The sequence below is a fragment of the Alitiscatomonas sp. genome (assembly GCF_037242085.1).
Lineage (GTDB): Bacteria > Bacillota > Clostridia > Lachnospirales > Lachnospiraceae > Alitiscatomonas > Alitiscatomonas aceti.
Map to the genome: position 1 here is coordinate 1 of NZ_JAXXBR010000122.1, position 11,250 is coordinate 11,250.

The 11,250-nt window shown below is 53.1% G+C and carries 10 protein-coding genes and 1 pseudogene; 8 read left to right on the plus strand and 3 right to left on the minus strand.

Annotation, left to right across the window (positions count from 1 at the left end):
* The 5 genes from WIH05_RS12475 to WIH05_RS12495 form a co-directional block, all read left to right on the plus strand.
* On the plus strand, positions 1-1,196 hold a 1,196-nt coding region (locus tag WIH05_RS12475), incomplete at its 5' end, for a carboxyl transferase domain-containing protein (RefSeq protein WP_337425460.1).
* Between the two features lie 167 nt (positions 1,197-1,363).
* The gene (gene hgdC / locus WIH05_RS12480; RefSeq protein ID WP_022272576.1) at positions 1,364-2,149 is read left to right on the plus strand and encodes a (R)-2-hydroxyglutaryl-CoA dehydratase activase HgdC; all 786 of its coding nucleotides are present in this window, start codon (positions 1,364-1,366) and stop codon (positions 2,147-2,149) included.
* An 85-nt stretch (positions 2,150-2,234) separates the two neighbouring features.
* Positions 2,235-3,680, plus strand: a complete 1,446-nt coding sequence (gene hgdA / locus WIH05_RS12485; RefSeq protein ID WP_215655239.1) for a (R)-2-hydroxyglutaryl-CoA dehydratase subunit alpha — start codon at positions 2,235-2,237, stop codon at positions 3,678-3,680.
* Between the two features lie 3 nt (positions 3,681-3,683).
* Positions 3,684-4,835, plus strand: a complete 1,152-nt coding sequence (hgdB, locus tag WIH05_RS12490) for a (R)-2-hydroxyglutaryl-CoA dehydratase subunit beta (RefSeq protein WP_022272574.1) — start codon at positions 3,684-3,686, stop codon at positions 4,833-4,835.
* A 169-nt stretch (positions 4,836-5,004) separates the two neighbouring features.
* Entirely contained in the window at positions 5,005-6,411 is a 1,407-nt protein-coding gene (locus WIH05_RS12495) for an MATE family efflux transporter (protein ID WP_337425461.1), read from the plus strand.
* Positions 6,412-6,489: 78 nt separating this feature from the next.
* Here the strand turns inward: WIH05_RS12495 and WIH05_RS12500 are convergent, their stop codons facing one another.
* The gene (locus WIH05_RS12500) at positions 6,490-7,260 is read right to left on the minus strand and encodes an IclR family transcriptional regulator (RefSeq protein ID WP_022272572.1); all 771 of its coding nucleotides are present in this window, start codon (positions 7,258-7,260) and stop codon (positions 6,490-6,492) included.
* Positions 7,257-7,646, minus strand: coding sequence for a hypothetical protein (locus WIH05_RS12505; protein ID WP_022272571.1), 390 nt, complete (start codon positions 7,644-7,646; stop codon positions 7,257-7,259). Before WIH05_RS12505 ends, WIH05_RS12500 begins: the two co-directional genes overlap by 4 nt.
* Before the next feature lie 260 nt (positions 7,647-7,906).
* Here WIH05_RS12505 and WIH05_RS12510 point away from each other — a divergent pair, with 260 nt between their 5' ends.
* On the plus strand, positions 7,907-8,191 hold the full coding sequence (locus WIH05_RS12510) for a co-chaperone GroES (protein WP_022272570.1): 285 nt from the start codon (positions 7,907-7,909) through the stop codon (positions 8,189-8,191).
* A gap of 75 nt (positions 8,192-8,266) precedes the next feature.
* On the plus strand, positions 8,267-9,892 hold the full coding sequence (groL, locus tag WIH05_RS12515; RefSeq protein WP_215655242.1) for a chaperonin GroEL: 1,626 nt from the start codon (positions 8,267-8,269) through the stop codon (positions 9,890-9,892).
* 267 nt (positions 9,893-10,159) lie between these two features.
* On the opposite strand, the gene WIH05_RS12520 is transcribed toward groL, so the two are convergent.
* Complete coding sequence (locus WIH05_RS12520; RefSeq protein ID WP_022273727.1) at positions 10,160-10,615, minus strand: CYTH domain-containing protein; 456 nt, start codon at positions 10,613-10,615, stop codon at positions 10,160-10,162.
* A 210-nt stretch (positions 10,616-10,825) separates the two neighbouring features.
* Here WIH05_RS12520 and WIH05_RS12525 point away from each other — a divergent pair.
* Positions 10,826-11,250 (plus strand): annotated as a pseudogene (locus WIH05_RS12525) (hypothetical protein); the annotation flags it as partial.

An 11,250-nucleotide genomic window follows, 5' to 3' on the forward strand; every position in this document is an offset into this window, starting at 1 on the left:
CGAACCCGGCCGGCGGCGGATACCACAGCATTTCCCCGACGATCCTGATCGCCCACAGCCAGGCCAACATGGCAGTCGGCGGAGCAGGCATCCTTTCCGGTATGAATCCCAAGGGGTATATCGATAAGGAAGCCGCTGATCAGATCGTGGCTGCCCAGATCGAGAATGGCAAGAACAAGGTTCCGGCTCCGGGTTCTGTTCCGGTCCACTATGACGAGACCGGCTTCTTCCGTGAGGTTTACGAGAACGATTACGGCGTGATCGAGGGAATCAAGAAATATATCAGCTACCTTCCGGCTTACAACTTAGAGTTCTTCCGGGTAGATGACCAGAAGGCTCCGCTGCTTCCGGCAGAGGACCTTTACAGCATCATCCCGTTAAACGGAAAGCGTCCGTATGATATTTACGACGTGATCGGCCGTCTCTTCGACGGTTCCCAGTTATACGAGTACAAGAAGGGCTATGGTCCGGAGATGGTGACCGGTCTTGCCAAGGTCAATGGTCTTTTAGTAGGCGTCATCGCCAACGTACAGGGACTTTTAATGAACTACCCGGAGTATAAGCAGAACTCCGTAGGCGTAGGCGGAAAGTTATACCGTCAGGGCCTGATCAAAATGAACGAGTTCGTGACCCTCTGTGCCCGTGACCGGATCCCGCTGATCTGGCTGCAGGATACCACTGGCATCGATGTGGGCGACGATGCAGAGAAGGCAGAGCTTCTGGGCCTTGGCCAGTCTCTGATCTACTCCATCGAGAACTCCGGTCTTCCGTCCTTAGAGGTTACGCTCCGTAAGGCCAGCGCTGCTGCCCACTATGTACTGGGCGGACCCCAGGGCAACAACACCAACGTTTACTCCATCGGTACCGCTGCTTGCGAATACTATGTAATGCCGGGCGAGACCGCTGCCAACGCAATGTACTCCAGAAAGCTTGTGAAGGCAAGCAAGGCTGGCGAGGATATGCAGCCCATCATCGACAAGATGAACGATATGATCCAGCTGTATCATGAAAAATCCCGTCCGGAATACTGTGCGAAGGTCGGCATGGTGGACGAGATCGTTGACATGACAGAGCTTCGTCCGTATATCCAGGCATTCACCGAGGCTGTTTACCAGAATCCGAAGAGCATCTGCCCGATGCACCAGATGGTAACACCCCGTGCGATCCGTGAGTGGAACGACGCGCATAAGGCCTAATCCTGACTGAAGGCGTGAATTCTGATCCAGGCCGGGGATTCCCCGGTCTGGATAATGTTGTATCAAAGGATATATGATTTCGGCTTGTCCTTTAGGGTGCCTTGTGCTATACTGGGACAGGAAAAAACAAAAAATTCATTGATACAGAAGAAAACCCGGAGGTTCGTATGAGTGCAGTTTATACACTGGGGATCGATGTGGGTTCCACAGCGTCCAAATGTATTATTTTAAAAGATGGCAAAGAGATCGTGGCAAAATCCCTGATCGATGTGGGGGCTGGTACCAGCGGCCCGCAGCGTGCCATCGACGCCGTGCTGGAAGCAGCCGGCATGACAAGAGACCAGATGGCCTACGTTCTGGCCACGGGCTATGGCCGCAATTCCTTAATGGGACTTGCAGATAAGCAGATGAGTGAGCTTTCCTGCCATGCGCGGGGGGCTTCTTTCCTGTTCCCGGAGGCCCATACGGTCATCGATATCGGAGGGCAGGACGTAAAGGTTCTCCGGATCGAGAACGGGACCATGACCAACTTCCAGATGAATGACAAGTGTGCAGCCGGAACCGGCCGTTTCTTAGACGTTATGGCCAGGGTCCTGGAGGTGCGCGTGGAGGATCTGGGAGATCTGGGAGCCCAGTCGAAGAAGCATGTGGGCATCAGCTCCACATGTACCGTATTTGCAGAGAGCGAGGTCATCAGCCAGCTCTCCATGGGTACGGATAAATGCGATATCATCAACGGCATCCATCACTCCGTGGCTGGCCGTGTGGCTGGCCTTGCCCACCGGATCGGCGTGGTAAAGGACCTTGTGATGACCGGAGGTGTAGCTCAGAACAGAGGCGTTGTATCTGCGCTGGAAGAGGAGCTGGGGTGTCCGATCCTCACTTCTCCGCTGACCCAGTATAACGGCGCTTTGGGTGCCGCCCTGTTCGCATGGCAGGCAGCGACCCGCTAAACGGTAAGACAACGGGCCAGAGGGACATGAGCCATGTCTGTCTGGCTGCCGTCGTTTATACATTCAATGAGGAGGATGAATAATTATGGCTAAAAAGCAGGTTAGTCCCGGCGTTCTTGCCCTTCGTAAGGTTGTGGACGACGTTCACAAGGACGCGCGTGAGGCAAAAAAAAGAGGCGAGTTAGTGGGATGGTCTTCTTCCAAATTCCCGTGTGAGCTCGCAGCAGCATTTGACCTGAATGTTATGTATCCCGAGAACCAGGCCGCTGGTATCGCAGCAAACCGCTACGGCGAGATGATGTGCCAGGCAGCCGAGGATCTGGGCTATGACAACGATATCTGTGGATACGCACGTATCAGCCTTGCTTATGCGGCTGGCGTCCGCGTTGCCCGTAAATTTGATCCGGAGACCGGTGAGTATATCATCGATCCGTCCACTGGAAAGCCCTTAAAGGATGAGAACGGCAACGTGGTCATCGACGAGGCCACTGGAAAGCCGAAAAAGGATCCGAAGACCCAGACTCCGTACCTGGAGCTTGTAAATATCCTGGAGCTTGAAAAGCTGCCGGATGGACCGGACAAAGAGCGCCGCATCGAGGCCATCTCTCCCATCCGTCAGATGCAGATCCCGCAGCCGGATTTCGTTCTCTGCTGCAACAACATCTGTAACTGTATGACAAAATGGTATGAGAACATTGCCCGTATGTGCAACGTTCCGCTGATCATGATCGACATCCCGTACAATAACACCGTAGATGTTCATGACTCCAACGTGAAGTATGTCCGCGCCCAGTTTGACAAGGCGATCAAACAGTTAGAGGAGCTGACTGGCAAGAAGTTCGACGAGAAGAAATTTGAAAAGGCCTGTGAGAACGCAAACCATACTGCGAAGGCATGGTTAAAGGTTTGTGACTACTTACAGTACAAACCGGCTCCATACTCTGGATTTGACCTGTTCAACCATATGGCTGACGTTGTAACAGCCCGTGCAAGAGTTGAGGCCGCCGAGGCATTTGAGCTTTTAGCCTCCGACCTGGAAGAGACCATCAAGAAGGGCGAGACCACCACGCCGTTCCCGGAGAAATACCGTGTAATGTTCGAGGGTATCCCCTGCTGGCCCAAGCTTCCGGCACTGTTCAAACCGTTAAAGGAGCATGGCGTCAACGTAACAGCCGTTGTTTACGCTCCGGCCTTCGGTTTCGTTTACAACAATATGGACGAGATGGCACGCGCTTACTATAAGGCTCCCAACTCTGTCTGCATCGAGCAGGGCGTTGACTGGCGTGAGGGCATCTGCCGCGACAACAAGGTTGACGGCGTTCTGGTACACTACAATAGAAGCTGTAAGCCGTGGAGCGGCTATATGGCAGAGATGCAGCGCCGCTTTACAAAGGATCTCGGTGTTCCCACTGCCGGCTTTGACGGCGACCAGGCTGACCCGCGTAACTTCAACGCCGCCCAGTACGAGACCCGCGTTCAGGGCCTTGTGGAGGCCATGGAGGCAAACATGCAGGAAAAGGAGGCTAAATAGACCATGAGTATCAACGCATTATTAGATGAATTTAAGGTAAAAGCAGCTACTCCCAAGCAGCAGCTGGCTGAATATAAGGCTCAGGGTAAAAAGGTCATCGGCGTTCTGCCATACTATGCTCCGGAGGAGCTTGTTTACGCAGCCGGTATGGTTCCCATGGGGATCTGGGGGTCCAATAACAAGACCATCAGCCGTGCAAAAGAATACTGTGCGACCTTCTACTGCACCATCGCCCAGCTGGCGCTGGAAATGCTCTTAGACGGGACCATGGATGACCTGGACGGCATCATCACCCCCACCATCTGCGATACGCTCCGTCCCATGAGCCAGAACTTCCGTGTATCCATGGGAGATAAGATGGCAGTTATCTTCTTAGCCCATCCCCAGAACCGTTTTGAGGATTTCGGCCTTCAGTTCTGTATCGACCAGTACAATAATGTAAAGGAAGAGCTGGAGAAGGTATGCGGCCATGAGATCACTGCCGACGCCATCAGGGATGCCATCAAGGTCTACAATAAGAGCCGTGCAGCCCGCCGCGCGTTTGTAAAGCTGGCCAACGACCATTGTGATGTGATCACACCCACCAGGCGTTCTGCAGTATTAAAGGCATTCTATTTCATGGAGAAGCCGGCATACACAGAAATGCTGGAGGAATTAAATAAAGAGCTGGAGGCTCTTCCGGTATGCGACTGGAAGGGAACCAAGGTGGTCACCTCCGGTATCATCTGCGATAATCCGAAGCTTTTGGCTGCATTTGAAGAGAACAATGTTGCCATCGCTGCCGATGACGTTGCCCATGAGAGCCGTTCCTTCAACACAGACGTTCCGGAGGATGAGGAATGTCCGATGATGGCTCTGGCAAAACAGTTTGCCAACATCGACCATGACGTTCTCCTTTACGATCCCCAGTCTGAGAAGAACCGCCGCGGCGAGTTCGTTGCCGATCTTGTTAAGAAGAGCGGTGCCCAGGGCCTTGTACTGTTCATGCAGCAGTTCTGTGATCCGGAGGAGATGGAGTATCCGTACTTAAAGAAAGCCCTGGATGATGCAAAGATCCCGCACATCAAACTGGGTATCGACCAGCAGATGCGCGACTTCGGCCAGGCCCAGACTGCGATCCAGGCTTTTGCAGATGTGCTGGAGATGAGCAAATAATAAAAAAGATTTCCGGTCCGCCGACCGGTTTGTGTCGTAACGGTGCTGTAACAATATGAAAGGTTCCGGCAGAGATGGCAAAGGCTGTTTCTGCCGGGGCCTTTTTTGCTTTACGGATCGCAGGTTTTCTGATAAGATAGTCCAAGAAGAAAGAAAAGGGGAGGAGATTATGTTTCTGACAGGTACGAAAAAGATGCTGGGAGACCGGATCTTTTTACAGAAGGCCGTACGCATCGCCCTTCCAGTGGCCATGCAGGGAATGCTGAATACGATCGTAAACCTGGTGGATACCATGATGATCGGGACGCTGGGAGAAACGACCATCGCGGCGGTGGGCCTGGCAAATAAGGTGTTTTTTGTATTTTCACTCCTTGTATTCGGGATCGTCAGCGGGAGCGGAGTCCTGGCGGCCCAGTACTGGGGCAATAATGATGTGAAAAACATAAGAAAGGTGCTGGGACTGGCACTTATGCTGGCACTGGCGGGAGCAGCGGCCTTTATGATCCCGGCCATGGTATGCCCGGAGCTGGTGATGCGGATCTTCACAGTCAGCCCGGAGACCATACGGGTCGGCAGCGCATATCTGGTGGTGGCAGCCGTATCCTATCCGTTTACGGCTTTCACCAACGTTTATGTGGCCATGCTCCGGGCCGTGGGTCAGGTGAAGCTTCCAGTGCTCACAAGCTGCCTGGCGATCGTCGTGAATATCGTTTTGAATTTTCTGCTGATCTTTCCGGCGCGCACCGTTACAGCCGCAGGGCAGGAGATCTTCATTTACGGCGCAGGCCTCGGAGTTGTGGGTGCGGCCCTGGCAACGCTGATCGCCAGGATCGTGGAAGCGGCGGTGCTGGTCCTTGTGGTCTATATGCGGAAATTCCCCATTGCCTGCCGTATCCGGGAGATGTTCGGGTATACAAAGGCGTTTATCCGCCAGTTTGTCAGCACCTGCGCGCCGGTCATTGCCAATGAGTTCATGTGGGGGCTGGGTGTGACCATGTATTCCCTGGCCTATGGACGGATGGGCGATAACGCAGTGGCGGCCGTTACCATCGCCATGACGATCCAGGATATCGTATTCGTTCTGTTCCAGGGACTGAGCGCCGCCACAGCGGTGATCCTTGGGAATGAGATGGGAGCCGGGCACCTGGAACGGGCGGAGGAGTATGCGGCCAATTTCTTCCGGCTGCTGTTCCTCCTGTCGGCGGCCGGAATGGTGATCGTGCTGATGATCCGGGGGCCGATCCTGTCCATTTACCAGATCTCTCCGGAGGTGAAGGAGGACGCGGCCAGATGTCTCCTTACATTCGCCCTGTTCCTGCCGGCAAAGATGTACAATCTGATCTGTATCGTAGGCGTTTTGCGGAGCGGCGGCGACACAAAGATGTGCCTGTTCCTGGATACCAGCGGCGTCTGGTGCATTGGGATCCCCCTGGCGTTTCTGGGCGGACTTGTGTTCCATTTCCCGATCTATGTGGTCTACGGCATGGTCATGCTGGAGGAGGTCTATAAGTCGGCGCTGGGATACTGGAGATACCGTCAGAAGAAGTGGCTGAGGAATCTGGCGGCGGAGATTTAAATAAGAAAAGAAAGAGGGAGTGTTTCCTGGTCATCAGAACCGATGACCGGAAGCGCTCCCTTCTGGATTTATAAGGACTCAGGCCCTGGAACTGAACAGGGGAGAGTATCCGATGTCCCTGGAAAGATCAGCAGCAAATTTCTGCACATATTCCAGCTGGACCTTTAAAAGCTCTTCGCTGTTTAAGCGGATCGTGGGGGCGATGATGCCGATGGAGCCGGCCAGTTCACCCTCTGAGTTGAAGACAGGGGCTCCGATGCCCACGGCGTCGTTGACGTATTCTCCATAGGTGATGGCGTAACCGGACTGACGGATCTTTTTTAACTCGTCACGGAGATCGCCGGCATCCACCCGGGGGAAGGCGTGGTCGTGTTCAATGATCTTTTTCACATATTCCTCAATAAAGGAGGGAGACTGGTAGGCCAGGAGCACCTTGCGGATGGCTCCGCAGTGGAGATACATCTCATAGCCAAATTCCTCCACCACCTTTATGTGGTTGGGACCGTCCACCTTTTCGATCACAAGCCCCTTGTTGCCTACGGGGATCACCAGATAGGAATCCTCCTCGGTCCTGGCAGAAAGGGCGGACAGGAGAGGATGGGCGGCATCCTGTAAACGGATCCCGTTGGCAGCGGCCTTTCCCAGAGGGATCAGCGCAGGCCCCAGACGGTATGTATGTGACCGCTCGTCGCGGATCACATATTTTTTTTCACAGAAGGTCTGGAGGATCCGGTGCACAGTGCTGGGAGGCAGATCGATGGCCTCCGCCAGTTCCGCAATGGAATAGCTGCGGTTCCTTTCCTTCAGTACCTCCAGGATCTCAATGGAGCGTAGAAGGCTCTGGATCATTTTCCGGCACCGTCCGTATCTTCTTCCACAGTGGCTGATTCTGCCGGAACCGGAGAAGCGGCTTCCTTTACGGCCTCAGCGGGTTCTTCCTGGGGAGCAGTTTCAGGGGCCGGTTCTGCGTCTTTTGGTCCCTCAGCGTTTTTTTCTTCCCCGGCCTTGCACTTTCCGGGTTCCAGCGTAATATACGTGCGCTCTTTGGCGGCGTCACAGGAAGAAGTTCCCTTTCCTGTTTCCCCAGAGGACGTTTCCTCGTCTTCGTAATCATGGAAATCTTTGTCCAGCTCATCATTGAAAGATTTATACTTCAAATAATAGGAAATACCTGCGGCGGCTGCACCGATGGCGGCCCCAAGAGCGATGAGCAGACCTGTTTTTTTCTTGGACATAGTTCATTCTCCTTTCAACCGGCATGAACGTAAACCGATATAGATTAATAATAAGCCATATTCCAGGAAAAAGGAAGGGATATTTGTAAAGAAAATGAAAAAATCCCAAAAAAATTCCATAAAATTAGCACTCGACCCTTGACAGTGCTAATAATGCGTGCTATAACATTACTTGTGAAAAGGAACAGAGATTTTGAAATGTTCTGGAATTTCAACCAATAGAAAAACATAAAGACAGAAATGGCAAGGAGGAGTCAGTAATGAAATTAGTACCATTATTTGACAGGGTTGTTTTAAAACAGTTAGTTGCAGAAGAAACGACAAAGTCCGGTATCGTGCTTCCGGGTCAGGCAAAAGAGAAACCGCAGCAGGCAGAAGTCATTGCCGTTGGACCGGGCGGAGTTGTGGATGGCAAAGAAGTTACCATGCAGGTAAAGGTTGGAGACCAGGTGATCTTCTCTAAGTACTCCGGAACTGAGGTTAAGACGGACGACGCAGAATACATCATCGTAAAACAGAACGATATTCTTGCTGTTATTGAATAAGCAGCGGCGGGAGACCGTAAGGCTGCGGCTGCTCCGGCCTGGCCGGAGAGTATATAATTTGGAGGTAATTGAATCATGGCTAAGGAAATTAAATATGGCGTAGATGCCAGAAAAGCTCTGGAAGCTGGCGTAAATAAACTTGCTGATACCGTCCGCGTGACATTAGGGCCCAAAGGAAGAAACGTGGTCCTGGATAAATCCTTCGGAACACCGCTGATCACCAACGACGGCGTGACCATCGCAAAAGAGATCGAGCTGGAAGACGCTTTTGAAAACATGGGCGCACAGATCTTAAAAGAAGTTGCCACAAAGACCAACGACGTTGCCGGTGACGGTACTACCACCGCAACCGTTCTGGCCCAGGCAATGATCAATGAGGGAATGAAGAACCTGGCAGCAGGTGCAAACCCCATTATTTTAAGAAAAGGAATGAAGAAGGCCACCGACGAGGCTGTGAAGGCCATCGCTGAGATGAGCCAGCCCATCAGCGGCAAGGCACAGATCGCAAGGGTCGCAGCAATCTCCGCTTCCAGCGATGAAGTAGGCGAGATGGTTGCAGACGCCATGGAGAAGGTGACCGGAGACGGCGTGATCACCATCGAAGAGTCCAAGACCATGAAGACCGAGCTGGATCTGGTAGAAGGAATGCAGTTCGACAGAGGCTACATTTCCGCATATATGTGCACAGATATGGAGAAAATGGAAGCCGTTCTGGACGATCCCTACATCCTGATCACAGACAAGAAGATCTCCAACATCAACGATATCCTTCCGTTACTGGAGCAGATCGTGAAGACTGGCGCAAAGCTTCTGATCATTGCTGAGGATATCGAGGGCGAGGCTCTTACGACTCTGATCGTAAACAAATTAAGAGGAACCTTCAGCGTAGTGGGCGTAAAGGCACCGGGCTACGGCGACAGAAGAAAAGAAATGTTAAAGGATATCGCGATCCTCACAGGCGGTACTGTGATCTCCGAGGAGCTGGGTCTTGACCTTAAGGATGCGACCATGGAAGAGCTGGGCCGTGCGAAATCCGTTAAAGTACAGAAAGAGAACACCATCATCGTTGACGGCCTTGGCCATAAGGAAGAGATCGCCAACCGCATCGGCCAGATCAAGGGCCAGATCGAGGAGACAAAATCTGACTTTGACAGAGAAAAGCTCCAGGAGAGACTTGCAAAGCTTTCCGGCGGCGTAGCAGTGATCCGTGTGGGCGCTGCCACAGAGACAGAAATGAAGGAAGCAAAGCTCCGTATGGAAGACGCCCTGGCAGCTACAAAGGCAGCCGTTGAAGAGGGCATCATCGCAGGCGGCGGATCTGCTTACGTTCATGCAGCAGAGAAGGTGGCAGCTGTGGTAAGCGGTCTGGAAGGTGATGAGAAGACTGGAGGAAACATCATCTTAAAGGCACTGGAGGCTCCCTTATATCATATCGTTGCCAACGCAGGCCTGGAGGGCTCCGTGATCGTCAACAAGGTAAAAGAGATGGCCACAGGCATGGGCTTTGACGCATACAAAGAAGAGTACGTTGATATGGTAGAAGCAGGGATCCTGGATCCCGCAAAGGTTACGAGAAGCGCATTACAGAACGCTACCAGCGTAGCTTCCACGCTCCTTACGACCGAATCCGTAGTAGCGAACATTAAGGAAGAAACTCCCGCTATGCCCGCCGGCGCCGGCGGAATGGGCGGAATGATGTAGTCCGCGTAAAGCATTGCAAAAAAGGCTGCAGAAACCGGCTCTGGCAAGCTTGCTTGCCAGAGGAGGCTTCGGCGGCCTTTTTTATGAGGCGCACGCCTCTATGAGCAATTTGACAGTCAGTGTCTGATCGGGAAACCAGTTCCACAGCCCAGTCAAATTGCGAATAGCAATGCTTTACCCGCCGGTACTGTTCCGGATTCCATCCTGGCAAGCTTGCCTGCCAGAGAAGGCTTCGGCGGCCTTTTTTATGAGGCGCACGCCCGGCCCTCACCCCTTTTCCATGGCCAGCCGGCTGTTCTGATACTCCCCGGACCAGGTCACGTCCCTGGCGCACCATTCCGGCGGCGTAAAGGCCACGGCGTCCTCCTCCGAGGCAAATTCCACCTCCGCCAGTATGAGGCCCTGGTACGCCCCCTCAAACACATCCAGCTCAAAGGTCAGATCCGGCCGCCCCTCCACCGGGAGAAGGTACCGCTTTTTCGTAAGGATCTGTCCGTCGGCCTTTTTTAAAAGATGCAGATAGGCCTTTTCATCCAGCGGCAGGTTATACTCCTCCCGGGCCATCAGTCCCCTGGACTTATAGGTCAGATAAAAGGAATCATCCTCCCGCCGGACCCGCACCACAGGCTCCGTGCAGAGATAAGCCTGCTCGATCATGCGGAACGGCCGGGCCTCATAGCCTTTTGGCGGGGCTGTCACAAGAAATTTACGTTCGATCTCCATAGGGCTGTCTCCTTTCCATTGGATGCCGGGAACAGGGAACGCCTGCGCCGGCACCTTCCCTCCTATTATAACACAGGATATGGCGCGGGCCCTAGAATAAGTTTTCTGTAATATAAGAAAAATGTAATAACATTCGGGCCAGAAAGATGATATAATCAAATTACAGGGAAAATAATTTTTACGAAATAAAGAAAAACGGAGGAAATGCTTATGTGGACAAGGGCAGAGCTGAAAGAAAGAGCCAAGGCGTGTCTGCGGAAATATTACTGGGCGGCCTTTGCGGTGAGCCTGGTATTCTCTCTGATCAGCGGTATCGGAAGCCCGGTTACCCAGCCGGCAGACAGCGGGTACCAGGACGATTACTATGAGGAATATGGATTTGTGGAGGGATTGGGAGACGATCTTCCAGCAGTGGTGGGAAAGATCCCTGCTGTGATCGAGAATGTCCCGGTGGGACCGGGAGTGGTCCAGACCGGCCGGATGATATACGGAGTAATGGCAGGAGTCATGATCGTATTCCTGATCCTGGCCCTGGTCCTGGGGATCTTCGTGATCCCGGTCATTGCGGTGGGTCATAACCGGTACTATATGGAAAGCCGGCTGATGGGCCGGTCGGCGGGCTTTGGAAAGCTTTT

Excerpts from the sequence above, each read along its gene's own strand:
- WIH05_RS12500 (WP_022272572.1), bottom strand. The coding sequence starts at position 7,260 with ATGATCCAGAGCCTTCTACGCTCCATTGAGATCCTGGAGGTACTGAAG.
- hgdB (WP_022272574.1), top strand. The coding sequence starts at position 3,684 with ATGAGTATCAACGCATTATTAGATGAATTTAAGGTAAAAGCAGCTACT.
- WIH05_RS12520 (WP_022273727.1), bottom strand. The coding sequence starts at position 10,615 with ATGGAGATCGAACGTAAATTTCTTGTGACAGCCCCGCCAAAAGGCTAT.
- WIH05_RS12505 (WP_022272571.1), bottom strand. The coding sequence starts at position 7,646 with ATGTCCAAGAAAAAAACAGGTCTGCTCATCGCTCTTGGGGCCGCCATC.
- hgdC (WP_022272576.1), top strand. The coding sequence starts at position 1,364 with ATGAGTGCAGTTTATACACTGGGGATCGATGTGGGTTCCACAGCGTCC.
- WIH05_RS12495 (WP_337425461.1), top strand. The coding sequence starts at position 5,005 with ATGTTTCTGACAGGTACGAAAAAGATGCTGGGAGACCGGATCTTTTTA.
- groL (WP_215655242.1), top strand. The coding sequence starts at position 8,267 with ATGGCTAAGGAAATTAAATATGGCGTAGATGCCAGAAAAGCTCTGGAA.
- WIH05_RS12510 (WP_022272570.1), top strand. The coding sequence starts at position 7,907 with ATGAAATTAGTACCATTATTTGACAGGGTTGTTTTAAAACAGTTAGTT.
- hgdA (WP_215655239.1), top strand. The coding sequence starts at position 2,235 with ATGGCTAAAAAGCAGGTTAGTCCCGGCGTTCTTGCCCTTCGTAAGGTT.